The sequence below is a fragment of the Pseudosulfitobacter sp. DSM 107133 genome, from assembly GCF_022788695.1.
GTDB lineage: Bacteria > Pseudomonadota > Alphaproteobacteria > Rhodobacterales > Rhodobacteraceae > Pseudosulfitobacter.
On sequence record NZ_CP085154.1, the window covers coordinates 3,291,924 to 3,316,894 of the forward strand.

The window sequence follows — 24,971 nt, forward strand, 5'->3', positions numbered from 1 at the left end:
CAAAAGCCCAAAGCTTCATCTTGCCCAATAAACTCCGGGGGACGGCGCGCAGCGTCGGGGGGCTGGCCCCCTGCACCGATCAGGATTCGCGGAACGCCCGTTTGAAGTAATCTGCAAAAGGCTTGATCAGATAGGCCATCGGCGTGCGGTCCAGGGTCCGGATATAGGCCTCTACAGGCATGCCGGGGATCAGGACGTCGCCTTCGTTCAACTTGCTCAGCTCACCAGGTCTCAGCGTGATCTCAGCACGGTAGTAAGTACGTCCGATCGCTTCATCCTCGAACGCATCGGCAGAAATCAGGTCCACCTGCCCGATCAGCTCGGGTGTGCTGCGGTGGTCAAGCGCGCTCATCCGAAGGTTCACCTGCTGACCGACATGAACTTCGTCAATGTGGATCGGGTCCACCTGTGCGACGATCACCAGCGGCCTGTCTTGCGGGATCAGGAACAGCACCGGATCGGCGCCACGAATGACCGACCGCGGTGTCTGCACCCGCATTCCATAGACGATGCCCGACACCGGTGCGCGGATTTGCAGTTTGTCGATATCCGACAAAAGCGACAGGCGCTGTTCCACCAGTTCCAGCTCGCGATAGCGCAGATCACGCAGCCGTGTGATCGCCTCTTCGCGCCGGCCGACACCCAATTTCAGCACCTCAAGGTCAATCTCGGTGATCCGCCCTTCGGCCTGCGCCTTGCTGGCGGCCAGCTCCCCCAGTTGCCCGACAAGGCTGGCTTCCTGACGTTGCAGCGCCAGAACCCGAGTCGCCTGTGCCAGACCTTTTTCCAAAAGGGATTTTTGATTGGTCAGCTCTTCTTCGATAAAGCCCAACTGCAATCCCAGCGCCTTTTCCTGCGATTCGATGCCGTCGATCTGGTTCTGGATCTGCCCCTGCCGCTTCTGCAACTGATCGGTCTCGCTGGCGACGCTGTCGCGGCGCGCAAAGAACAGGTTGCGCTGGCCACTGATCAGCTCTTGCAGATCGGGGTTGTTCGTCCCGGCTTCGATCAACTGCGCCTCGAACACAACCTCATCGGTCTGGTCGCGTTCGGCTTCCAGCCGGCCACGCCGGGCCATCAGCTCGTACAGCTGGCCTTCGATGATCGACAGCTGCGACTTCAATTGCCGGTCATCCAGCGCCAGCAGCAGATCGCCCGCCTTGACGGTATCCCCTTCTTTCACGGCAATTTCCGACACAACCCCGCCTGTCGGATGCTGTACAACCTGACGGTTGCGGTCGACCTCGATGCGCCCCTGCGCGATGATCGCCCCCGCGATGTTGGTCTGTGTGGCCCAGACAGCAAAACCGCCGAACAGGACGATCAGGCCAAACAGGCCGAACAATACCGGCGCGCGGGCGCTCCAAGCTTTTGCGGGTACAGCGCTCATGAGATCCCTCCTGCGCGCAGCGGAGCCTGCGTGATCTGTTGATGGTTCTGGACGCTCGCTCTCAACACTTCATCCCTTGGGCCAAAGGCCACGCGCGCGCCCTGATCCAGGATCAACAGCATTTCACATTCCGCAATGGCCGAAGGCCGGTGCGCCATGATCATGATCGACCGCCCGTCAGCCTTCATCGCGCGGATCGCGCGGTTCAGTGCCTCGGTGCCATCGTTGTCGAGGTTCGAGTTCGGTTCGTCCAGCACCATGATCACCGGATCGGCATAAAGCGCGCGTGCCAGACCGATGCGCTGGATCTGCCCGCCCGACAGGCGTTGCTGCCCCGCGCTGATGCGCGTGTCATAGCCTTCGGGAAATTCAAGGATCATCTCGTGTGCATCCGCCTTTTTGGCGGCGGCCACAACGGCGGCATCGTCGGGTGTTTCTGCCAGACGGGCGATGTTTTCGGCAATCGTGCCGTCAAACAGCTGAACCCGTTGCGGCAGGTATCCGATGTGCTGGCCCAATGTGTCAGGGTCGTATTGATCAAGGGCTGCGCTGTCCAAGCGGATGGACCCGCCCGCAGGCCGCCAGACGCCCGTCACACATCGCGCCAATGTCGATTTTCCCGCGCCCGAAGGCCCGATCACGCCCAGCGCCTCACCCGGCTTCAGTTCAAAGTTCAGTCCGCGCAGCGACGCCTGCTTTTGCCCCGGCGGCACCACTGTCAGTGACTTGGCCACCAGCCGCGCCTTGGGTTTGGGCAAGGCTGTACGGGGTTGTTCCGGCTGCACGGCCCCCAACAGTTCGGCCAGGTTGTCCCACCCTTTGGAAGCGCGTTGTGCCACCGGCCACTGGTTCAGCATCATTTCAATCGGCGCAAGTGCGCGGCCAAGCAGGATCGACCCTGCGATCATCGCACCCGCAGTCATTTCGTTCTGCAAAACCAGATAGGCGCCAAGGCCCAGCATCGCGCTTTGCAGGAACAGCCGCAGGGTTTTGGTCAGCGAGGTGAACGTGCCGCCGACATCTGTCGCGGCAATCTGCTCTTTCAACGCGAGCGTTCGCGATTTTGCCCAACGGGTAAAGGCCGCATCCCGCATTCCCATCGCCTGCACCATTTCGGCTTCGATGCGGATCTGGTCGGACATCGTACCGGCCTGCTGGCCGGCGACGCCGGCACGCAACTGGGGTTCGCGCGACAGCCACTGGTTCAAAAACGCAATCAGGATCAGCAAGGCCCCGCCGCCAACTGCCAGCCAACCCAGCATCGGATGGAACATGAAGATCCCGGCGATAAAAATGGGCGTCCACGGCAGGTCGAAAAAGGCGATCAGAACAGGCGAGGTGATAAACCGCTGCACCGCTTCCAGATCCGCCAACCCCGATTGCGTTTGCAGATCGGGCGCCACCGCAGATTTACGCACCACCGCGTCGAACACGCGCCGGTCCAGCCGCGCCTGAAAACGCGCGCCCACACGGGCCATGATCCGGCTGCGGGTATAATCGAGAATCCCCATGATGCCGTACAAAAACAGCACCAGCAGTGACAGGGCGATCAACGTCGCCTCTGACCGGCTGCCCAGCACCCGGTCATAGACCGACAGCATATACAGCGGCCCCGTCAACATCAGCAGGTTTGCAAACAAACTGAACACACCAACCAGCCAGTACAGGCCGCGACTCTCTGCTCGGGCGCGCCGAAGCTCGGTCACTCCCATTTTTAGAACTCGGTTTTGCATCGGCACCTTTTCGCCTGTGATATGGCGCTTGCTATGCCCTCTCGGGCGTAAAGACTTTAAGATCCCTGTCGCTGAACTGCCACAGAGAAAGAATTCGAATGTTCTCATCTGGGCATTGCCAGCGAAAGTATTAGGTACGTTGTAAAGTTATCAAACGGAGATTTCCATTGCCAGTTTATCGCTTCCAGCACCATGTGGCGCGTATGCCGATTTTCATTCTGGCCTTGGCCCTTGTTTCTGCATGTGCTGCACCCGACCCCGGTGCAGTGACGCGCGATGGCATCTATGACCCCAACGAAGCGAAGAACCGCAAGGTGCACGCCTTTAACCTTGGATTGGACAAGGCTATTTTGCGTCCCGCAGGGCGTGGTTATTCCAATGCTGTCCCCGACGGGATCGAAGACAGCATCGGCAACTTTGCAACCAACCTGGCCCAGCCCAGCGTCATCGTGAATTCGGTGCTGCAAGGCGATTTGCGCGGTGCGGGTCTGTCCACAGTGCGGTTCCTGACCAACACGGTTTTGGGGTTTGGCGGATTCGTCGATGCTGCCACCGAGTTCAAAGTGCCACAACACGACACCGATTTTGGCGAAACGCTGTATGTCTGGGGCGCTGGCGAAGGTCCGTATGTGGAATTGCCTGTTGTCGGCCCGGCAACCAGACGCGACGCGGTCGGGCGGGTTGTCGACCTGTTCACCAACCCGCTGAGCTACCGTTTGCCCACGCCCGAAAGCTATTATGCCACTGGTGCCAAACTGGCATCGCGACTGGGTGATCGTGGCCGTTACTCTGACACGGTGGATTCGATTCTATACGAAAGTGCAGACAGTTATGCCCAGGCCCGCCTGATCTACCTGCAAAACCGGCGCTTTGAACTGGGTTCCAGCGCCGGCGCTGACAGCGCCGACCCGTACTCTGATGACCCGTACTCTGACATTTACGAGGACCCCTATGCTCAATAACCTGACACGACGCACTTTCCTTGCCGCATCGGGCGGTGCCATTGTTGCAGGACCCGTCTGGGCGCTGAGCGAAGCTCAGGCGCGCACTCTGGTCGACGGGCTTGTTGCCGAAATCAACCGCGTTATCGCCTCGGGCAAGTCCGAAGCGGCGATGATCAATGATTTCAAAAACATCTTTGCAACATACGGCGATGTGCCGATCATGGCGCAATATGCTTTGGGTGTGGATGGACGCAGCGCATCTGCCGCACAAAAACGCAAGTTTGGTGAAGTCTTCGCAGGCTACATCTCGCGCAAATACGGCAAACGCTTCCACGAGTTTATCGGTGGCCGGATCGAGGTGAAATCAGCCCGCCAGATCAAATCCGGCTATGAAATCAAAACGACCGCATTTCTGCGTGGAGAGGCCCCTTTTGAGGTGACTTTCCTTGTTTCGGACAAATCGGGACGTAACCTGTTCTTCAACATGTTCATCGAAGGCGTGAACCTGCTGCTGACAGAGCGCACCGAAATCGGTGCCCTGCTGGACCGCAACGGCGGCAATATCGACAAGATGATCGCAGACCTCGCCCGCATGGGGTAACTTTTTGCAGCCGGTGGCAGCCTTCGCAGGCCGCTACCGGTCGCTCCCTCGCGGCGGCGGAGTCCGGGAGCCGGAACCGCCACCCCCCAGAATATCGCGCAACAGGTTGTTGATGATGCCTTCGGTTGTCCGGGGCTGCGCAACCGGTTCATCCACCACATGTTCCGGGCGGCGCGGCGCGTCCATCGGCAGCGGAACTTCCGGCACACCTTCGTGGACACGCACCATGACCTCTCTCCAGATCTCAGCGGGCAGCCCGCCCCCGGTCACCCCTGTCAGCGGCGTGTTGTCGTCGTAGCCCATCCAGACACCGGCCACATAGCTGCCGGTGAACCCGATGAACCACGCGTCACGTGCCGCCTGCGTGGTGCCGGTCTTGCCGGCAATCTCGCGCCCGCCAAACTGCGCGCGCGCGCCGGTGCCTTCGCTGACAACCTTTTCCATCATCCAGACGAGTTGACGTGCGGCCTCTTCCTGAATCACCCGCTCGCCAATGCCGCCGCCCGTGCCCATCAAAGGTTCCTTGTCGCCCAACAGACGCAGTTCGGTCAGACCATAGGGCGTGACCGACGAGCCGCCGTTCAGGAAACCGGCATAGGCACCGGTCATTTCGATCAACGTGCTTTCCGATGCGCCCAGTGCCAGCGCAGGTCCCGCCGCCAGGTCGCTTTCAATACCAAAGCCACTGGCGACACGCCGCACCAGATCGCGCCCCACGCCCTCGGACACCTTTACCGCAGGGATGTTCAGCGATTCCTCCAGCGCCTTGGCCAGGGTCACGGTGCCCAGGTAACGGTTGGTATAGTTTTTAGGCGACCAAGCGCCCGAGCCGGGAATATTGATCGTCAAAGGCGCGTCCTCGACCGTATCGAGGGGCGAATATCCCAGGTCCAGCGCCGTGGCATAAACGAACGGCTTGAACGCCGAACCGGTCTGACGCAGCGCCTGCGTGGCGCGGTTAAAGGCACCGGCCACCTGGTTTTCGCGCCCGCCGACCATCGCGCGCACAGCGCCGTCAGCGTCCATCACCACAATGGCCGCCTGCGCATTGGACCCTTCGCGCACCTTGTTTTCAAAGATCCACTTCAAACCGTCCTCGGCAGCCCGCTGAATGCGCTGATCCAGCGTGGTGTGAATAATCACATCCTCGGTGGTCTTGCGGGTAAAGAACTCGGGGCCGGACGACATCACCCAATCGGCGAAATAGCCCCCCGCCCGCGCGGCAGCAGCTTCGCTCAGTTCGGCGGGGTGGGCCTGCGCGTCGGCGGCCTGGGCGTTGGTCAGGTACCCCTGTTCGTTCATCAGCCGTATGATTGTCGCCGCACGATTCTGCGACCGCGCCAGATCGTTGGTGGGGGCAAACCGGGTGGGCGCAACCAGAAGACCTGCCAGCATCGCGGCCTCGGCGGGGGTCACGTTGGCCGCCGACTTGCCAAAGTAACGCTGGCTTGCCGCCTCGAACCCACGGGCACCGGCGCCCAGAAAGGCGCGGTTCATGTAGACCGTCAGAATGTCATCCTTGGAATACTTGGCCTCCATCGCCATCGCATAGACAGCCTCGTAGATCTTGCGTTGCAGGGTCCCGCGACGACATTCCTGTTCATATTCCTTCTCGGATTGCCCGGTGGTCGGATCATAGGGCGTGCCCAGGCACAGCAGCTTTGCCACCTGCTGTGTGATGGTCGAACCGCCATGCCCGTCCAGGGGACCGCGCCCTTCGCTCAGGTTGATGCGGATGGCGCTGGCAATACCGCGCGGGCTGACGCCAATGTGTTTGTAGAATCGCTTGTCCTCGGTGGCGACGATCGCGTGCAGCAGGTTGGGTGATACCGTTTGCGCGGTCACGACCCCGCCAAACTGGTCTCCGCGCCATGCGAACACCTTGCCCTGATAATCCAGCATCGTCACAGACCCGCGGGCACGACCGTCCAGCAACTCTTCCAGATCAGGCAGCGTCGTGGCTGTATAGCCAACCCACAGGCCCAGAACCACAACCACCGCCAGCGCGCCACGCCATGCCACCGTCCAGAACAGCCGCAGGAAAAAACGCAGGATACGCAGGAAAAACCCGACGATACCACCGCGCCGTGGCGGCGTGGGTTTGCGTCGTTTAACCGGTCGCTTGCGCGCCGGGGCTGGTTTCTTCTTGGCCGCGGCACCCGTCCGCTTGTCTGCCACCAATGGACGCTTGCCGCGTGTCGAATTGCTCATGTAGACCCCTGCTCGGCCTTGATTGTTTTGCACACAATACCCGTCTGCGCCCGGAGATACACGGGGAACTACCGCCTGGTGTTCATCATTTTTTCGATTATTTTTTGAGCATTAATTCATTTTTGCGCATTTTTTGCGCACAATCACCCGGATTCGAGTCGCAAAACCCCCACCCAACCTTCCCCAAAGCCGCATCATTCCGTCTGTTGCCTTTAGGAAAACGGCTGAAAACACGGCCTAACGACAAGGGGAATGTGCGTGAAACTGATCATTGCAACGATCAAACCATTCAAGCTGGAGGATGTCCGTCAGGCTCTGACCGAAGCAGGCGTCCGCGGCATGATGGTAACCGAGATCAAGGGCTTCGGCTCTCAGTCCGGCCATACAGAAATTTACCGCGGCGCGGAATACGCCGTGAACTTCGTTCCGAAAATCAAACTGGAAATCGTGGTCGATTCCGCGGCTGCCGATCAGGTGGTCGAGACGATCAAGAAGACCGCCCACACCGGCAAAATCGGTGATGGCAAGATTTTCGTACTCGATGTCGAACAGGCCGTGCGCGTGCGCACCGGCGAAACCAATCAAGACGCGCTTTAACGCGACCGCAACCGGGGACATTCCAAAAATGAAACGTACCACTACTCTGACCCTTGCAGCTGCCGCGTCTGTCGCGCTGCTGCCGACGCTGGGCCTGGCCCAGGACGCAGGCCCGACGGCCGGCGTGAATGCATCGACCGACACCGTTTATATCCTGAACTCCTTGCTGTTCCTCGTGGGCGGCTTTCTGGTGTTCTGGATGGCAGCAGGCTTTGCCATGCTCGAAGGCGGTCTGGTCCGCTCGAAAAACGTTACCATGCAGATGACCAAGAACATCGCATTGTTCTCGCTGGCGGCGATTTTCTATTACCTGCTGGGCTATAACCTGATGTATCCCGGCGACGGCTGGAGCATTGACGGCGTTCTGGGCGCATTCGGCACTGCCGGGCTTGAGCCTGTGGGCGTTGCGGCGGCTGATGCAGATGCTTATGACTATGCCTCGACCGGTTCCGACTTTTTCTTCCAGTTGATGTTCTGTGCGACCACAGCGTCGATCGTTTCGGGCACCTTGGCCGAGCGCATCAAACTGTGGCCCTTCCTGATCTTCACCATCGCCCTGACAGCCGTGATCTATCCGGTTCAGGCGTCGTGGAAATGGGGCGGCGGCTTCCTGGATGCCATGGGTTTCCTCGACTTCGCGGGTTCGACTGTTGTGCACTCGGTCGGTGGCTGGGCTGCCCTGGTCGGCGCGCTGATCCTGGGTCCGCGTATCGGCAAATACAAGGACGGCCGCACCATTCCGATGCCCGGTTCGAACCTGACACTGGCAACACTGGGTACGTTCATCCTGTGGCTGGGCTGGTTCGGCTTCAACGGTGGTTCGCAACTGGCGATGGGCACCGTGGGCGATGTGGCTGACGTCAGCCGTATCTTTGCCAACACCAACACGGCGGCTGCCGGCGGTGCGATTGCCGCGCTGATCCTGACACAGGTTCTGTACAAAAAGCCCGACCTGACGATGATCCTGAACGGCGCACTGGCCGGTCTGGTGTCGATCACAGCCGAACCGCTGACCCCCTCGCTGGGTGCCGCAACACTGATCGGTGCTGTGGGTGGTATCATCGTGGTCTTCGCGGTTCCGTTCCTGGACAAGCTGAAAATCGACGACGTTGTTGGCGCGATCCCCGTTCACCTGTTCTGCGGCATCTGGGGCACCATCGCGGTTGTTCTGACCAATGGCGACGCTTCGCTTGCAACACAGCTGTATTCGATCGTTGTGGTGGGTCTGTTCACCGTCGTCGCATCGGGTGTCGTCTGGTTCATCCTGAAGGTGGCAATGGGCATCCGCGTCACCGAAGAGGACGAGATCAACGGTCTGGACATGGCCGAGATGGGCATGGAGGCCTATCCCGAATTCTCCAAAGGCTGAGGTTTCTTTCCTCCCACCTTTCAGCCTTGAGAACACAAGCCGGGCGCAGCGATGCGCCCGGTTTTTCTTTTTCCGGGACAAACTGAACAAAAAAGGGCGACCCGAAGGGCCGCCCGTTCCGTTCCATCACATCAGATGCGTGTCAGATGCCTGCGTCGATGATCGCGCGCGCCAAAATCGGAATGGTCTGTTCATTCAGGCCCGCAATGTTCATCCGGCTGTCACCCACCATGTAAATCCCGTGATCCGCGCGCAGCTTCTCGACCAGTTCGGGCGTGGTGCCCAGACGCGAGAACATGCCGCGATGTTCGGCCAGAAAATCGAATCGGTCCGAGTTCGACAAGCGCTTCAGTTCGCCTGCCAGTTGCTTGCGCAGGTTCAACATGCCCAGACGCACTTCTTCCAGCTCTGCCTGCCAGTCGGCGCGCAGTTCATCATCCGTCAGGATCATCGTCACCAGCCGTGCGCCGTGATCGGGCGGAAAGCTGAAGTTCTGGCGGTTGAGATAGGCCAGCGTGCCCTGATTAAGCGTCTGCGCACCGGCATCGGCAGCCACCAGCATCAGAATGCCGGTCCGCTCGCGGTAGATGCCGAAATTCTTCGAGCAGCTTGCCGCGATCAGACATTCCGGCACAGCCGCAGCCACCGCACGGGTGCCTGCCGCATCCGCGTCCAGGCCGTCGCCAAAGCCCTGATAGGCAATGTCGATCATCGGCGTGGCGCCGGTGTCCTGCAACACTTTGATGACTTCGGCCCACTGGTCCATCGTCAGGTTGGCACCGGTCGGGTTGTGACAGCAGCCGTGCAACAGGATCACGTCATCCTTGGTCGCGCCCTTCAGGTCCTCGATCATCGCATCGAACGACACGCTGCGGGTTTCACTGTCGAAATAACGATAGGGCACCACTTCGATACCCAGATATTGCAGGATCGAAATGTGGTTCGGCCATGTGGGATCAGACACAAACACCCGCGCTTTGGGGTTGGCCATTTGCACCATCTCGAACGCCTGACGCACCGCACCTGTACCGCCGGGCGTGGCCGCAGCGGCAACGGTGTTGCGCGGCACCGCGTCGCCCAGAACCAGTTTGATCATCGCATCCGAAAACGCGGGGTCGCCGGTCAGGCCGGTATATGTCTTGGTGTCCTGCTCTTGCCACAGCTTGTGCTCGGCGGCCTTGATCGCGCGCATCACAGGCGTCAGACCCGAGGCATCCTTGTACACCCCCACACCAAGGTCGATCTTGGTGGTACGCGGGTCTTCGCGGTACTGGGCCATCAGCGACAGGATCTTGTCAGGGGCCTGTGGCTTGAGAGTTTCGAACATTATGCGTCTCCGGTTGCGATGGGCACAGTGGGGAACATCCCCCATTCGGCCCAGGATCCATCGTAAAGCGACCATGTATCAACGCCGATTCGTTCCAGCGCCAGCGCCAGAACCGCAGCCGTGATACCCGAGCCGCAAGTGGTGATCATAGGACGGGACAGGTCGACGCCTGCCGCCTCGAACTCCGCGCGGCACTCGGCGGGCGATTTAAGTGTATTGTCAGCGTTCAGCAACGTACCAAAGGGCACATTGCGCGATCCGGGAATGTGACCTGCGCGCAATCCCTCGCGCGGTTCGGGTGCATCCCCGCGAAAACGGGCAGCCGAGCGGGCATCGACGATTTGTGCATCACCTAGCTTCGAGGCTTGCGACACCTGTGTGACATCGCGCACCAGATGATTCTGAAAGCGCACAGTCAGGTGGCGGTCCTTGACCACGGGTGGCAGATCCTCGATGGCGCGGCCTTCGGCCTGCCATTTGGGAAAGCCACCATCCAGCACGGCAACGTTTTCGTGGCCCATCAGGCGGAACAGCCACCATACGCGGGGGGCCGACAGAATGCCGGCACCGTCGTAAACCACAACCTGATGGCCGTCACCCACACCCATGGCCCGCATCCGCGACATGAATTTCTCAACCGGGGGCACCATATGGGGCAGATCCGAGCGCGCGTCGGAAATTTCGTCTATGTTGAAAAACCGCGCGCCGGGGATATGGGCCGCGTCATATTCGGCCTGCGGGTCGCGGTTGGCATCGGGCAGATACCACGAGGCATCCAGAACGCGCAGGTCCGGGTCCTTGATGTGTTTGGCCAGCCACTCGGTCGAGACAAGCGTTTTGGGATCATCGGACATGGGCGGCCTCCGTGCAGGAATAAACGTGTTTTCCCTACCCCCGCAGGGCCGCCTTCGCAAGATAGATCGCCTGTTAGGCGGATGTTCAGCCGTGATCCTTCAGCAAACGTGCCTTTTGACGGCTCCAGTCGCGCTTGGCGCTGGTCTCGCGTTTGTCGTGGTTCTTCTTGCCCTTTGCGATGCCGATCTTGATCTTGGCCATGCCCCGGTGGTTGAAATACAGCACCAGCGGCACCAGCGTCATGCCCTTGCGCTGGGTTTCGTTCCACAGATGGGACATCTGCTTGCGGCTGACCAGCAGCTTGCGGCGGCGGCGCTCTTCGTGGCGAAAGGTCTTGGCCTGGTCGTAGGGGGCAACATAGCTGTTCACCAACCACAGCTCGCCATCTTCAACAGCGGCATAGCTTTCGGCGATGTTCGACCCGCCCTGACGCATCGACTTGACCTCTGAGCCTTCCAGAATAATCCCGCATTCAAGATCTTCCTCGATGGCATAGTCAAACCGTGCCCGCCGGTTCTCGGCGATCACTTTGTAATTCGGGTCTGCGTTCTTTACCTGTGCCATAGACTGGGGATGTAGGACGAAGCGGCGCATTTCACAATATCGCCGCAGCACTTTCACAATTTACAGGAACTGTGATGCAAAGAAGCGGTATCTTGTACGCGAAGGGAAACTTGATGAAACCGATCCTGCTGATGGTTCTGATGCTACTGGCGTCGCCCCTGCGCGCCGAACAGGCGCATATCCTTGCCATCGGGGATTCGTTTTTTGCCACCTATTCGCGGTCGGAACAGTCAATTCCCGATGTGGTGGCCCGCGAGCTGGGTCAGAAGGTGTCAAATCGCGCAGTGATGGGCGCAAGAATGATCTACAAGCTGCCCCTGAGCGGGGCCCTTGGGTTCAACATTTCGCGCCAGTACCGCCCCGGCCCCTGGAACTGGGTGATTATGAACGGTGGTGGCAACGATCTGTGGCTGGGCTGCAATTGCTCGCGCTGCAACCGCAAAATGACCAAGATGATTTCCAAGGACGGAACGCGCGGTGAAATTCCGTCCCTGGTGTCCAAAATTCGCAGCGCCGGCGCACGGGTGATCTATGTAGGATACCTGCGCAGCCCCGGGCGCGGCTCGCCAATCGAACATTGCCGCGACGAAGGGGACGAGCTGGACGCACGCATCGCGCGCATGGCGCAGCGCGATCAGGGCGTGTGGTTCGTGCCGATGGCCGATATGGTGCCGTACGGCGACCGGTCGTTCCACGCCGCCGACATGATCCACCCCAGTCAAAAAGGGACCGCCGCGGCAGGCAAACGTGTGGCGAAAATCATTGCAGAAACGGGCAGCTAGCGCGTCCGGCCTCAGGTCAAAAGCCGGGCGCTTCAGGGTCCGGACCCTAGTCGCCCAGTTTCTTGTGGACCTCGTCAAGGTCGATCTCGGCGATGGGCATCTTGTTGGCGGGATTTTCAAAGTCGTATTTGAACACTTCGAAATCGCGCTTGTAGATTTCATACACCAGATGCATCGACAGATCGTCAAAGTAATCCTCGACAGGATGTGCCCGCTTGGGTCCGTGACCCTCGCTTTCGTTAAAGCGCGGAATATCGGCGATGTTCACCTTTTTGGGCGTGTTAACGGCTGCCAGAACCTCTTGCATGCCTTCATTGAACTTCTCGGTCCAGATGATCTTGTCGTATTTTCCGCCGTTTACGATGTAGGTCGAGACATGGCCTGACATCGCCGACCAGTGAATGTCGGGCTCCATCGGCTTGCGCCAGCGGATGGTGTCGCGGGTGAACAGCAAAAAGCGGCGAAAGCTGGCGATCTGGTCGAATTCCTGTTTGCCGTCATCACCACCCACGTCGATGCCGTATTTCTGGATCAGCAAAGGCACCAGATTGCCGCGATAGCGTTTGCCGTTGCGCTGGATGCCGCAGATCTTGTCAAAGAACGACGACAGGATGCGGGTGTACGGGTTGCGCACGCAGGTGAAGGCATACGAGCTGTGGTTCTGCACATTTGCCGTGATCGGCCCCTGACTGTCCTCCAGCGCCCACTTGTGCATCCCCCCTTTGGCGTCGTGGATGTCGCCATCGAAGAACTCACCGTGGTCGGAATAATACATGATTTGCCCGATGGTCGAACAGGCACATTTGGGCACCACGCGGTACACCACGCTTTCGCTTTCCGTCATCCACGTTCCGGGGAAACCCATACCTGTCGTCCTCTGAAAACCTGCTGTTTCATATGGCAGCAGTTGTCTGTCATCGCAAAAAAGCAAATAAATGCTGTTTATTCAATCTCCCTTCACCTCTATCTAGGTAAACAACATCAGGTAAAGGGTCTGTAAATCACCGGTATGGCCAAAATCGCCTATATATTGCTGTGTCACAAGGACCCTGGCGCTGTCATCAAGCAGGCACAGCGGCTGACGGCTGCCGGCGATTACATGGCCATCCACTTTGATGCCTCGGCCAAACCCGAACATTTTGCAGCCATTCAGGCCGCCCTGAAAGACAATCCCAACGTCACCTTTGCCCGCAAACGCATCAAATGCGGCTGGGGGGAATGGTCGCTGGTGCAGGCCACGCTGTATGCCGTTGAATCCGCGGTCGACGCCTTTCCGCGGGCCACGCATTTTTACATGCTGTCGGGCGACTGCATGGCGATCAAATCCGCTGAATACACGCACCGGTTCCTTGACGACAACGACGCCGATTTCATCGAAAGCTTCGACTATTTCGAAAGCGACTGGATCAAGACCGGCATGAAGGAAGAGCGGCTGATCTATCGCCACTTCTTCAACGAACGCACCCAGAAATGGCTGTTCAACACCAGCTTTCAGTTGCAACAGCGTCTGGGCCTGACCCGCAAGATTCCCGACGACATTCAGGTACAGATCGGCAGCCAATGGTGGTGCCTGCGCCGTCGTACTGTCGAATGGGTGCTGGAGTTCACCAAGAAGCGCCGCGATGTCATGCGTTTTTTTCGCACCACATGGATACCGGACGAGACGTTCTTTCAGACCATCGTGCGCCATGTGGTGCCCGAAACAGAGATTCGCAGCCGCACGCTGACCTTCCTGATGTTCACCGATTACGGGATGCCGGTTGTATTCTACGACGACCACTATGATCTGCTGCTGAGTCAGGATTTCCTGTTTGCCCGCAAAATCAGCCCCGAGGCACAAGACCTGAAGCGCCGCCTTGGATTGCTTTATGCGGCCGAAGGGGTGCAGTTCCAGATCTCGAACGAAGGCCGCAGCCTGTTCAAGTTCCTCAGCGGGCGGGGCCGTATCGGCCGTCGCTTTGCCATGCGGTTCTGGGAAACGGAATCAACGCTGGGCCGTGAGCGCGAACTGATGATCGTGATTTGCAAGAAATGGCATGTTGCGAAGCGGATGCTTGAACGTATCCGCCAAGTGACCAACGTGCCCGCCATCGAATACCTGTTCAACGAAGAAAGCACCCCGTTGCCGGATCTGGGTGGCATCCAGAAAACGCTGGGCAAGCGCACGCGCCATCGGCGCGCACTGATGCGGATGTTGTTCGACTATTACGAAACCGACCGCCTGATCGTGTGTATGGACCCCGGGGAACTGGACCTGCTTCAGGATTTTGCCGGCGACCGGTCGATGACGCGCATGCTGGAAATCCAGTGTAAATTCTCGGACGACTATCTGATCGGTCACGCCATGCGGGTTGGCCTGGCAGGTGAGCAAACCAATTCGGACACGCTGGAACGGCTGCTGCCCACGATCCGAAACGATATGGTCTTTGAAAGCGACCACATCCGCGACGCCGAATTCGAAAACATGAACCGGATGCGCGAAGGGGCGACGCTTGAGGAAAACACCCACGCTTTGTCGAACTTCCTAAGCATTGGCGAAGACAAGGCGCGCGAGATTGCCAGCGCCGAGTATCTATTCGCAGATTAGGGTCTGGACCCTATGGTCCGAACCCGACGCGCACAGTGCCGACCCTGCACGCGCCGCCTGTCGGTCAATAAATGCCATCAACACCAGAGGGTTTCATCGACGGCAAAACGATCACAGATGCCCCGTGCAAGGCACGATCGTACAAATGGATCGCGTCCTGATTCAGCATTCGGATACAGCCCGACGACACAGGCCGCCCCAGCTCGCGCGGGTCGGCGTCGCCGTGAATGCGGTACAGGGTGTCGATGCCGTTCTGGAACAAATACAAGGCCCGCGCGCCCATCGGGTTGCCCGGCCCGGGCGGCATGCCCCCCTTGGCCACCGAATAGGGCGCCAGTTCCGGTTTGCGCGCAATCATCGTCGCCGGCACCTTCCACACGGGCCATTTACGGCGGAACTGCAACCGCGCGGTGCCGTTCCACGCATAGCCTGCGGCCCCCACGCTTACGCCATAGCGCGTCGCGGCCTCAGGGCTTTCAACAAAATACAGCATCGCAGCGTCGGGATCGACAACGATGGTGCCACGCGGATGCTGTGGCCACAGGTTTGCCACCTCCTGCCGCCAGTATTCGGGCTTCAGGATGCCTTCGGCCACCGCTGGGACCGGAAAGGGTTCGTCCGTGATGGCCCGGTAGAAGGCAGGCACAGGCGGGATCACGGGCGCAGGCGGGGCAACAGGTGTGGGTTCGGGGCGGGCGCAAGCGCTTAGGCCAGCTGCCGCGCCACAGGCAACGAACATACGTCGGGTCAACATTTGGGGTATCCTTTGATCTGATCGGGAATGGCGCAGGCGCGCCGGTGGTCCGTTCAGATCAGGCGCGGCGGCCCCTGCGGCGGCGGCTTGTCGACGCCGCTGCGCAGCACCATATCGCGCGGCACAGGCAGGGCCGTGTCACCCGCTGGCTCGACCAGCACGACGCTGTCATGCAGCCGCACATCCAGCCCGCAGGGTGATCCCGGCAGCGTCGCCGTGCGGCACCGCTTGCGCGGCCGCTCGACCGACGCAGGCACGGCAGACAATTGCGATGCATCTTCGGCCAAGGCATGCGCCGGATTGCCCAGCACCGGATAGACAGCCGAAAACGCCCCCCATGGCATCGCCACAAAGATCATCACTGCCAGCAGGATAGAGCGCAAGACCATCATATCCCCGCCATGGCCGATGCGGCGCCCCAAGTCCAGCCGTGGGCGTTCACATCCTGATGAGCATGCGCCGCGTCTATTTCGCGCGCCACGTCCCAAGCCAGCGCGAGAACCGGTTGCGCCGGTCCGCAACAGCATCGCCTGCGGCTTCCCAGTTGTCCTGCATCTCTTCCAGCTTCGGGTCGATGCGCGCCTGCCGGAACCGGCGCCAGCGCACCCAGATGAAGTAGACCACCATGAAAAACAGCGTCAGGATAAAGATATTCAGGAACGGAATGCCCTTGGACGCATCCGGCCCGTCCACCGGCGTCACCGAGATGGCGTTGGGAAAGATCGAATAGAATTCGTTCCGCCAGCCGTAATGTTTGATGATCGCATAGCGCGGATTGGCTGCGGTGGATTTCAGATCTCCTGCCTCGGCCTGAAGGTTCGAGGTATCGAACTTGAAATAGGGCGGCCAGCCCCAGCCGGTGTCTTCATTGCGATACACCATGACACGGTCGGAACCGGCCAGGCGCGTCTGGATAAAGAACACATCGCGGTTGGCTACGGTGCCATCACTGCCCACATCCGCCTGCGCCCAGAAGATCGAGTTCTCCCCGAAATCAATCCGCTTTTCATAGGTGTCGGTGATCCGCACGATATCTTTCTGCGGCAGGGTGTAATGGAAAAAGGCCGCCACAAAGACCCAGAACACGATGATGATAAACCATTTGACGTAGCGCATAGGGGGCCTCCGTTCAGGCGAAATTGGTCAGATAGATGATGACGCCGACCAGAACCGTAGGCACCACATAGACACCAAGGATCAGCTTGCGCCGCAAGGAGTTGTCGTATTCGATCATGCCGATATCTACAAACGCCTCTTCGGTCTGTTCGGCAACACCGGCCTGCGCCTGTTCGCGCCATTCCGCCCGCAGCTTGCCCTTGCGCACGCTGCGCGAATACAGCGACAGCGCGATATAGATGATCGTCAGCACAACAAAGCCGACAACGATCAGACGTAGCAATGCAAACATGGGCCTATCTCCTGACTGCGCCCCAGGGGCCAACGCGGGCGACCACATCGTCCATCGTTTGCGGCTTGGTGCGTGTGGTGGCTGCGGGGGGTTCTTCCATCGGCGCGTCATGGCCGAACAACGCGTCGCGCGTGCCGACCTTGTCCGCCTGATACTCGGCCGCGAGGTACTGCGCGACATATTCCTTCTTGGCGTCGGGCCAGCGGGCGTATGTGTCATAGAACATCTGTTTGTGACAGATGAACAGTTGGCGCACGTCCTTGGGGGTCAGCTCGGCCAGCATCATGTTGACCAGATCGGCATCTGGATGCGCCGCCGCCCGCAGCGTGTAGAAATAGGCCGGATGGTCCGAAGTGATGTGCGGCCACGCACCGCCGTTCTCGGCCCAGTTCACCAGCGCGGCCAGCGCGTGGAATTCCTCGGGCAGGTGTTCTGCATGGTTGCGCGCCAGCCTGCGCATATCGGCACGCGTGGTGCCCGACAGATCGACGCCCGCCGAGGTGACCGCATCGACCAGAATGAAATCCATCTTCTGGCGCAGGATCGCGGCCGAATCGATACCCCGCGCCGCCACGATGGGTTCGGCCAGCCCGTTCAGCTCCAGAAACCGCGCGATCTGGTTGCGCTGGCGGGTCTCGAACACATGCTCCAAGGGCAGTTTGCCCAGCGCGCCTGCGTCACCTGATGCAATCACCGCCGGATGTTCGACCTTTTGAAACACATAGAGGCCGCCGAAATGCGCCGTCCAGAAATTGCCCTGCTCGAACCGTGCCTTTTTCAGCTTCACCGGATTGCGCGTGACGTCACCGGTTTGCGCGGCCAGGCCGATCATCTCGGCGATCAGCACATCGTCGAACCACGCATCTTCGGCTTCCAGGAACCTGTCCACCTTGCCCGCCAGCACTTCGGCATTGCGCACGGTGCCTGCGGTGGTGTCCGCATCAATGGTGATGGCGCGGATGTCGAACAGGCGTTGGGGCGTGGACACGTCATAGACCGAATTCACCAGCTCGCCCGCCACCGCATCCCGCGCGGTCAGCGCGAACAGCGCCGCCTCGTTCTCCTCGATGAACCGCCGCAAGATGGTGCGCGAGGTCGAGAATTTCGCATCCAGCAGCGGCGCGCGCTTCTGGTCGGTGCTGAGCAGGATAAACTGCCGGTTCACGCCGCCCTTGTTCAGGTACAGCGGATCCCCCAGATCAGCGCCCACCTCGGGGGAAAAGCCGGACAGGTCGATGTAAAAATCGGTCAGCGTGGTGCGCTTGCCGGTCAGATGCTCCAGCGCACGGTTATAGCGTTCGACCAGCGCGGGGCTGGTGACGGGGTAGAGGTTGCCAAACATGAGGCCGGATTTGATCAGTCGTTCCATGCATCCCCTCCGTAGGGTGGGTTTCCAACCCGCCACCCCCGGCCCGCCCCAAGCGCCACCGCGCCCCGGACCCGATCCGGGGCCTCTCTTTTCCGGCGCCGAGGTCCCGGGTCAAACCCGGGACGGCCTGGTGCCATGATCGCAAGCTCACCCATCACGGCTCCCCCCGCAATATCTTCCCCTTCAACCGCTCCACCCGCTGTGCCAGCCCCAGCCACACGAAGACCAGCATCGGCCCCCAGGCCACCACCGCCCCCAGCGAACTGCGCAGGTACATCCACGCCACGGCTCCCTGCGCGGCAAGGCTCTCGCCGCCCAGCAGGCTGCGCTTGTCGAAGACCGCGAAGACCAGCACGCTCGACGCCATCAACACCAGAGCGGACAGCACCACCGACACCAGCACCCTCCGCTGAGATCGCCAGCGGCGGGCCCGTGTTGATAAGTGTGACCTGATCCTCGTTCATGCGGCCGGCCCGTCCTCGGAAACCTGGAGACTGCGTTCGAAACGAACCACCTGCCATGCCCAGAAAAAACCGGCGAAACCAGCCGCGAACCACGGCACACCCGACAGGTTGTCTTTGAATGCATGGACCTCCGGCCGCGAAATATCACCGGTGACCAAATACAGAAACTGAATATCCGACAATACAGCCTGCCCAAAACGGGCTGCCCAGAAAATCGCGCAGATCGCAACACCGAGAGAGACAACGACGAAGACCGAAAAGCGCGCGCCCTTTGACACCCGCACCCCGATGCACAGGCCCATATACACAATACACGCGCCCAATAGTCCGAGCGCCAATGTGTAGGCGTTAATGATCAGGTCGAAATCTGTCATTCCCGCCCCTCCAAATACCGCTTCTTCGCTTCTTCCTGCCGCCCAAAGTCCCGCACCATCGCGTCAATCGCCACTTCATCCGACTTATCCGCATAACGGAACTCAGAATCCGCATAGCGGTTGATCTCCTGTATCACCATCTCCACCGTAATCGGCTGGCGCAGCTCCGCGATCATGTCCTTCTTGGCGTCATAGCCCTTGAACAGGAACAGTTCGGGGTTTTCCATCCATTCATCCGGCAGCTCGAAATCCATCGCCCGCACCTTGACCGCATCGGTGATGTTCTTGATCGCGCGGCCCGTGAACCGTTCGTCGGCCTCTTGGATGCCCTTCAGGTACGTCCCCAGCTTGGCAATCGTGTCCAGCTCGCCAATCTGGTCGTTCACACGGTCAAACACCTGCATCAACCCCGCCTCATGCGGGCGGCTGTGGCTTTCGAAGGATGCGGCCACCGCCGATTTGATTTCCTGCGCCGAAAACACCTGATGCGCGCCCACCGGAATGTCGTGGTTCTTGCCCATCAGCAGATAGAGAATGTCGATGTAATCCTCGCACGTTTGCGGCCCGTCCACCAGAAACCGCGCCCCCGCCCGCTGGCGCAGGGCGTCGTCCACGTTTTCGGGATAGTTCGAGAACATGCCAAAGGTGCAGTTTCCCCGCACCACGGTGTTGGCGCCGGCAAAGCTTTCCATCAGCACCGCCGTGATCTCCAACTGCCCCGCGCTGGACTGCCGGTCGCCGCGTTTGCCGGCCAGCTGGTCGATGTCGTCGATCGTGCCAAAGCCGATGGCGCCCGGGTCGATAATGGTGTTGATAAACGCCTTGGCGTTCTGTCCCGACTTGCCCTGATAGCTGTCGATGTTGTCCGTGCTCAGGTTCTGATAGCGGAACGGATAGCCCGCAACCGCGCAATAATCGTTGATCAGCCCCGCCATCATCTGGATCAGCGTCGTCTTGCCAGTGCCCGGCTTGCCATCGCCCATGAACGTAAAGATGAACCCGCCCAATTCGGCAAAGGGATTCAGGCGGCGGTCAAAGTCATAGGCCATCAGCATCTTGGCCAGCTTCATCGCCTGGTATTTGGCAATGTGGTTGCCCACGACCTCGTTGGGCTTCTTGAAGGTCATCGTCAGCTTGGTCGACTTCGCCTTGGTCGCGGGAGTAAAGCCCGCGATGGTGAAATCATCCGCCTCGACCCGCCACACGGCGTTGGTAAAACCGGACAGGCGCGGGGCTTCCTGCGCGCGCAGGGCGACCTTTTCCATCAGCGCCTCGGCAAAGGCGGCGACGGTCGCCACCAGCCGCGCGTCGTCGGTGGCGTGGGCGGCGATGTCCTGATCCAGTTCCCACAGCGCACCGTGCAGGGCGGTCTGGCCGTTGTCGGTCAGCATTTCCTGCACATCGCCCACTTCGACGGTCACTTCAGACTGGTGCGAGGACATGAGGTACGCAGTGGCATTGCCAAACACATAAAGCGTGACCAGCGCCTCGCCCGCCAGCAATTCCGAAAACTCGACTTTGCGCGCGTCGGGCAGGTTGCCCTCAAGATTGGCGCGCTTGAGATCTCCCAGACCGGACACATCCGCATAGTTCTCGGCCACTGCCAAGGCGATGGAAATCGCCCGCCGCAGCCCGTTCAGCACAGTCGCCTGCAAGGGCGAGATCAGCGTATCGTCCGCCCCCTCGACCCGCGCGATCAGTTGCACGGCACCGGTTGCCGTGCTGCGCCGTGTCACCAGACCGGGTGTCGTGGTGCGAAACCGGCGCCGTGTGCCGATGCCGGATGACGCCTCTTGCTGCGGCGCCTCGACACCCTTGCCGATCCGCGGCGCGTGGTCGAACCCCTGCAACATCGCCAAGGCCATCGCGTAATGCGCGGTGATCTCTTCCTCGCGCAGCTCCATCTGGTCGGCTGTCTGGCTCATGTCAGTCCCTCAATCTTCATCTTGCTCAATAAACTCCCCCCGGAGGGCCGGATCGCCAAAAGCGCCCCGCTTAGTACCGCAGCACGCGCCCCGCATCGCTGACCACGAACTTGGCCACCGACCGGAACCCCGGCGGGTTCAATTCTTCCAACACCTGATAGGGCCGCTGCGGCAGGATGATGCTGCGTTCAATCCGCGTGGTGCCGGTATCGGCCCCGCGCCCGGCAAAGGGGTCCAGCTTGAAAATCTCGCGCTCGACGGACGAAAACCAGCCTGCCCGCTCTTCAACCACGCGGTCAGATTGCAAATCTTCCTCGGTCCAGACCAACGCCCAGTCCTGCCCGTCCGGCGCACGCGCCTGTGACAGCACCTCGCCAATCGGCCCCGACTGTTTGGTGAACGCATCCGAATACATCGGCCCCACGTGAAACCGCCGCAGGCGCTTGGGGTGCAGGTCGTTGAAATCCTCGTCAAAGCCCTTGGCGATGGTCATCAGCTTCAGCCCGCCCAGCGACTGCGCCATCAGGTGCGCCTGCACCTCGGGCCAGCGGCGCTGGTCCTTGGGCAGGGCGGTGCGGCCTGTGTCCTCAAGTTCCATTACATAGATCACCGGCAGGTTGACCTGGCTGTCATAGACCGCCCAATGCATACGGAACCGCCGCCGTTCGCCCGTGTTGCCCAGCCAGTCAATCTCCGGATCATTGCGCGGCCAGAACAGTTTGCCCTTTAAGAGCTCTTCGTAATACAGCCGTTGCGACAGGGCGAATTGCAGCTTGGTCGGAACCGAACGCTCGCCCAATATCACCTGCACCATCTGCGCCTTCAGCTCGTCCACCGAAGGCATGCCCAACAGGTGTTTCTCGGCCTGTTGCGCGTCCGAGGCCATGGTGATCAGCTCGTCCGACGCCGGAAAGCCGCTTTCGGTGGCGTCGATGGCCAGCGAGCCAAAGAACCGCCCCGTATCGCGCCCGACCAGCAGGTATTTCAGGCTCAGCGCCTTGAAGGTGTAGTTCAGCGCGGCGGCATAGCCGACAAGGATGCTCACCTCGTCACGGGTCAGCGTGCCTTCGGCCTCCATCACGCCCGCGACACGGGTCATGTGGGCCATGATCGCCTCGAACTTGCGGAAATAGCGGCGCGAGGCGAAGAGGTCGGTCAGGCCGATGGTATCATTCAGGGCGGTCATTGCTCAGGCTGTCCTTTTCGCCCGCTCACCCGCCATACGCATTGCTGTCGTGTTTTTTCACGATGGCCTCGAACCGGCGGGCAAAACGTTCGTCTGCCTTGGCCTTTTGCTCCAGCACGTCGCGGGCAAAGACCATGTGGTCCTCGTGCGCTTCCAGCATGTCGGCCATCCGCGCGTTGGTTGCGGCACCGATGCCTGCCATGGCGGTTTGTGCCTCCTGGTCGGTTTTCACGCCGATTTCGTTGATGCGGTGGGCCACGTCCTGCTGCTGCGCGGTTTTCAGCGATTTGGTCAGCGCATCATACAGAACCACACGCTGCTTGGTGTCTGTTTGCAGCTTGTTGATCAGCACCATCTGCGTTGCCGCCTGGTTTTGCAGCGAGTCGATCCAGGTTTTGCCCTTTTCGATATAGCGTTCCAGCGTCTGGCTTTTGGCCAGTTTCACCTGTTCGTCCTGCACCATCTGGTTGTACTGGCTGTTCAGATCGGCCAGTTCGGTTTCCAGCTTGGTCCGCTTTGCCGCATCGGTTTCCGACGCGATCTGGTTTTCCAGCCCGATGATCTTGGGGTCCATCGCCTTGATGTCGTTTTGCAGCGCGGTCAGTTCCTGAACCGTGAATTCACGCTCGTCCAGCGTCTCGGTCAGGTTGCCTTCGACCTTGACCTTTTGCTCTTCCAGCATGGTCAACTGCCCTTGCAGCAACTGCACGATGATGTCCGATTTTGAAATCAGGTCTTGCAGCTTGTCGTCGATCGACGCGGTGCGCACGCGTTCCTGCCGCATGCTGTCGGATTTGGCCCGCGAAAAGATGCCGACAAAGCTTTCCCAGCCCGTCTTGTTGCGCATCTCGTCAAAATCCTTGGAGAAGGCAGATGTCACATCGTCCAGCCCCATGATCAGCTCGGCGATATTGGCATTCATCACGTCGGTGTGGGCATGAACGTCTTCCAATGTGGCGTTTTCAATATCGATCATCGCATCGTCACCCGCCTTCAACTTGGCGCGCGCGGTTTCGATCCGGCTGGTCAGTTCACTGATTTTTGCCTGTGCCTCGGCAACTTGCGACTGAGACTCGCGCACCTGTGCATCAAAGTTCGCCATCAAATTCTCCCTCGTATCAATGTGTTGCCCACTATATAGGCAATGTTATTTGCATTTACATCGGGCCTGAGCCCGATTTTGCAAAAACTCTCGCAAATCCGGCGATCAAAGGAAAGAACCAAGCGTGCCCCACCCAGCAAAACGCAAGGCCATTGCCTGGCCTTGCGGTGTCGGGATCACATGTCGTGAGGGTGGACTAACCGACCACGTTAAAGTCGGGACCATATGGATACCTGGTGATATCCTCGGCCCCTTCTGCGGTGATGATCAAGATATCATGCTCGCGGTATCCCCCGGCCCCCGCAGCCCCCTGCGGCAGGGTCAGCATTGGCTCCATCGAAATCACCATGCCCGGCTCGATCACTGTGTCCACATCCTCGCGCAGCTCCAGTCCCGCCTCGCGGCCATAGTAATGCGACAACACACCAAAGGAATGGCCGTAGCCAAAGGTCCGGTATTGCAGCAGGTCGCGCGCTTCAAAGAAATCATTGATCGCATGGGTCACCTCGGCGCAGGTGGCCCCCGGTTTCAGCAGGCTCATGCCGTATTCATGCGCCGCGACATTCGCCTCCCAGATCGCCAGCGATGCGTCGTCGACTGCGCCCACGAACATGGTGCGTTCCAACGCCGTGTAATAGCCTGAAATCATCGGAAAGGTGTTCAACGACAGGATGTCGCCATGCTCCAATACCCGCGCCGTGACGGGATTGTGCGCGCCGTCGGTGTTCAAGCCCGACTGGAACCAGACCCATGTGTCGCGATATTCGGCATCGGGAAAGCGGCGGGCAATCTCCAGTTCCATCGCGTCGCGGCCCGCCATGGCCACGTCAATCTCGCGCGTCCCCGCACGCACCGCATCACGGATGGCATAGCCCCCAACGTCGGCCACCGCCGCGCCTGCGCGGATCAGGTCCAGTTCGGCGGCGCTTTTGTGCATGCGCTGGCGCATTGTGGCAGGGGCAAGGTCGACTGTTTGCGACGGCGACAGGTACGTCTGCATCTTGCGGTGCTGGTCCAGCGTCATGTGATCGCCTTCAAATCCAATCACTCCGTCCGCTCCCGCGACCGAAGCGACCGCGCGCCAAAAGTTGTCGCGGGTCCAGTCGGTATAGGTGATCGCATCGCCATGGCTGCGCCGCCACGGCTGGCCTGCGTCGATACCCGCCGAAATGGTGACAACCTCGGAAGCCGTGACAACCAGCGCATAGGCACGGCCAAACGAACAATAGGTAAAACCGGAGTAATACGACACGTTATGCATCGACGTCAGAACGGCGGCGGTGACTCCGGTGTCATTCAGAATTGAACGCAGCCCCGCAATACGCGCGTCATATTCGGCACCTGAAAATTGCAGGGGCGCTTTGGGTCCGTTGTGCACACGGTGAAAGTCAGGGCGGCTGGCGGCGGAAATAGTGCTGTGAATGGTCAT

The 24,971-nt window shown here is 60.1% G+C and carries 24 protein-coding genes; 6 read left to right on the plus strand and 18 right to left on the minus strand.

Annotated features, from left to right (window positions below):
• Positions 1 to 79 precede the first annotated feature (79 nt).
• Positions 80 to 1,390: an HlyD family type I secretion periplasmic adaptor subunit gene (locus DSM107133_RS16420; protein WP_114292715.1), complete on the minus strand. Its 1,311-nt coding sequence runs from the start codon at positions 1,388 to 1,390 to the stop codon at positions 80 to 82.
• Positions 1,387 to 3,102: a type I secretion system permease/ATPase gene (locus DSM107133_RS16425; RefSeq protein WP_240310465.1), complete on the minus strand. Its 1,716-nt coding sequence runs from the start codon at positions 3,100 to 3,102 to the stop codon at positions 1,387 to 1,389. Before DSM107133_RS16425 ends, DSM107133_RS16420 begins: the two co-directional genes overlap by 4 nt.
• Positions 3,103 to 3,290: 188 nt before the next feature.
• Here DSM107133_RS16425 and DSM107133_RS16430 point away from each other — a divergent pair, with 188 nt between their 5' ends.
• Entirely contained in the window at positions 3,291 to 4,085 is a 795-nt protein-coding gene (locus DSM107133_RS16430) for a VacJ family lipoprotein (protein WP_240310466.1), read from the plus strand.
• Positions 4,075 to 4,668 carry an ABC transporter substrate-binding protein gene (locus DSM107133_RS16435; RefSeq protein WP_114292718.1) on the plus strand — a complete coding sequence of 198 codons (594 nt, stop codon included), beginning with the start codon at positions 4,075 to 4,077 and terminating at the stop codon, positions 4,666 to 4,668. Before DSM107133_RS16430 ends, DSM107133_RS16435 begins: the two co-directional genes overlap by 11 nt.
• A 33-nt stretch (positions 4,669 to 4,701) precedes the next feature.
• On the opposite strand, the gene DSM107133_RS16440 is transcribed toward DSM107133_RS16435, so the two are convergent.
• Positions 4,702 to 6,879 carry a PBP1A family penicillin-binding protein gene (locus tag DSM107133_RS16440; protein ID WP_114292719.1) on the minus strand — a complete coding sequence of 726 codons (2,178 nt, stop codon included), beginning with the start codon at positions 6,877 to 6,879 and terminating at the stop codon, positions 4,702 to 4,704.
• A gap of 258 nt (positions 6,880 to 7,137) precedes the next feature.
• On the opposite strand from DSM107133_RS16440, the gene DSM107133_RS16445 reads away from it, so the two are divergent.
• Positions 7,138 to 7,476, plus strand: coding sequence for a P-II family nitrogen regulator (locus DSM107133_RS16445; protein WP_114292791.1), 339 nt, complete (start codon positions 7,138 to 7,140; stop codon positions 7,474 to 7,476).
• 28 nt (positions 7,477 to 7,504) lie between these two features.
• A complete protein-coding gene (locus DSM107133_RS16450) occupies positions 7,505 to 8,845 on the plus strand; it encodes an ammonium transporter (RefSeq protein WP_114292720.1) in 1,341 nt (446 codons plus the stop codon).
• 142 nt (positions 8,846 to 8,987) lie between these two features.
• Here DSM107133_RS16450 and DSM107133_RS16455 read toward each other — a convergent pair whose 3' ends face one another.
• From DSM107133_RS16455 to smpB, 3 genes are all read right to left on the minus strand, one after another.
• Positions 8,988 to 10,172, minus strand: a complete 1,185-nt coding sequence (locus tag DSM107133_RS16455) for an amino acid aminotransferase (protein WP_114292721.1) — start codon at positions 10,170 to 10,172, stop codon at positions 8,988 to 8,990.
• The gene (gene sseA, locus DSM107133_RS16460) at positions 10,172 to 11,026 is read right to left on the minus strand and encodes a 3-mercaptopyruvate sulfurtransferase (protein ID WP_114292722.1); all 855 of its coding nucleotides are present in this window, start codon (positions 11,024 to 11,026) and stop codon (positions 10,172 to 10,174) included. Before sseA ends, DSM107133_RS16455 begins: the two co-directional genes overlap by 1 nt.
• 85 nt (positions 11,027 to 11,111) lie before the next feature.
• Positions 11,112 to 11,591 carry an SsrA-binding protein SmpB gene (smpB, locus tag DSM107133_RS16465; RefSeq protein WP_028957004.1) on the minus strand — a complete coding sequence of 160 codons (480 nt, stop codon included), beginning with the start codon at positions 11,589 to 11,591 and terminating at the stop codon, positions 11,112 to 11,114.
• A gap of 113 nt (positions 11,592 to 11,704) precedes the next feature.
• Between smpB and DSM107133_RS16470 the strand changes: the two genes are divergently transcribed.
• Positions 11,705 to 12,373, plus strand: coding sequence for an SGNH/GDSL hydrolase family protein (locus DSM107133_RS16470; protein WP_114292792.1), 669 nt, complete (start codon positions 11,705 to 11,707; stop codon positions 12,371 to 12,373).
• Positions 12,374 to 12,419: 46 nt separating this feature from the next.
• Here the strand turns inward: DSM107133_RS16470 and DSM107133_RS16475 are convergent, their stop codons facing one another.
• Positions 12,420 to 13,238, minus strand: a complete 819-nt coding sequence (locus DSM107133_RS16475) for a sulfotransferase family protein (RefSeq protein ID WP_114292723.1) — start codon at positions 13,236 to 13,238, stop codon at positions 12,420 to 12,422.
• 144 nt (positions 13,239 to 13,382) lie between these two features.
• Here DSM107133_RS16475 and DSM107133_RS16480 point away from each other — a divergent pair, with 144 nt between their 5' ends.
• Positions 13,383 to 14,960, plus strand: coding sequence for a DUF5928 domain-containing protein (locus DSM107133_RS16480; RefSeq protein WP_114292724.1), 1,578 nt, complete (start codon positions 13,383 to 13,385; stop codon positions 14,958 to 14,960).
• Positions 14,961 to 15,024: 64 nt separating this feature from the next.
• On the opposite strand, the gene DSM107133_RS16485 is transcribed toward DSM107133_RS16480, so the two are convergent.
• The 11 genes from DSM107133_RS16485 to DSM107133_RS16535 all read right to left on the minus strand — a co-directional run bounded on the left by DSM107133_RS16485 (position 15,025) and on the right by DSM107133_RS16535 (position 24,971).
• Entirely contained in the window at positions 15,025 to 15,714 is a 690-nt protein-coding gene (locus DSM107133_RS16485) for a L,D-transpeptidase (protein WP_205387782.1), read from the minus strand.
• A gap of 53 nt (positions 15,715 to 15,767) precedes the next feature.
• Positions 15,768 to 16,106, minus strand: a complete 339-nt coding sequence (locus DSM107133_RS16490; protein ID WP_114292725.1) for a hypothetical protein — start codon at positions 16,104 to 16,106, stop codon at positions 15,768 to 15,770.
• Positions 16,107 to 16,179: 73 nt separating this feature from the next.
• Positions 16,180 to 16,830 carry a DUF1523 family protein gene (locus DSM107133_RS16495; protein ID WP_114292726.1) on the minus strand — a complete coding sequence of 217 codons (651 nt, stop codon included), beginning with the start codon at positions 16,828 to 16,830 and terminating at the stop codon, positions 16,180 to 16,182.
• Positions 16,831 to 16,843: 13 nt separating this feature from the next.
• On the minus strand, positions 16,844 to 17,122 hold the full coding sequence (locus tag DSM107133_RS16500) for a hypothetical protein (protein ID WP_114292727.1): 279 nt from the start codon (positions 17,120 to 17,122) through the stop codon (positions 16,844 to 16,846).
• Positions 17,123 to 17,126: 4 nt separating this feature from the next.
• Positions 17,127 to 18,491 carry a DUF6638 family protein gene (locus DSM107133_RS16505; RefSeq protein WP_114292728.1) on the minus strand — a complete coding sequence of 455 codons (1,365 nt, stop codon included), beginning with the start codon at positions 18,489 to 18,491 and terminating at the stop codon, positions 17,127 to 17,129.
• Positions 18,492 to 18,645: 154 nt separating this feature from the next.
• A complete protein-coding gene (locus tag DSM107133_RS16510; protein WP_162791991.1) occupies positions 18,646 to 18,888 on the minus strand; it encodes a hypothetical protein in 243 nt (80 codons plus the stop codon).
• A gap of 63 nt (positions 18,889 to 18,951) precedes the next feature.
• Positions 18,952 to 19,329, minus strand: coding sequence for a hypothetical protein (locus tag DSM107133_RS16515; RefSeq protein WP_114292730.1), 378 nt, complete (start codon positions 19,327 to 19,329; stop codon positions 18,952 to 18,954).
• Positions 19,326 to 21,254 carry an ATP-binding protein gene (locus tag DSM107133_RS16520; protein ID WP_114292731.1) on the minus strand — a complete coding sequence of 643 codons (1,929 nt, stop codon included), beginning with the start codon at positions 21,252 to 21,254 and terminating at the stop codon, positions 19,326 to 19,328. The genes DSM107133_RS16515 and DSM107133_RS16520 overlap by 4 nt, the downstream gene beginning before the upstream one ends.
• Before the next feature lie 70 nt (positions 21,255 to 21,324).
• The gene (locus DSM107133_RS16525) at positions 21,325 to 22,440 is read right to left on the minus strand and encodes a hypothetical protein (protein ID WP_114292732.1); all 1,116 of its coding nucleotides are present in this window, start codon (positions 22,438 to 22,440) and stop codon (positions 21,325 to 21,327) included.
• A gap of 25 nt (positions 22,441 to 22,465) precedes the next feature.
• Entirely contained in the window at positions 22,466 to 23,542 is a 1,077-nt protein-coding gene (locus tag DSM107133_RS16530; protein WP_114292733.1) for a hypothetical protein, read from the minus strand.
• Between the two features lie 196 nt (positions 23,543 to 23,738).
• Positions 23,739 to 24,971, minus strand: coding sequence for an aminopeptidase P family protein (locus DSM107133_RS16535; RefSeq protein ID WP_114292734.1), 1,233 nt, complete (start codon positions 24,969 to 24,971; stop codon positions 23,739 to 23,741).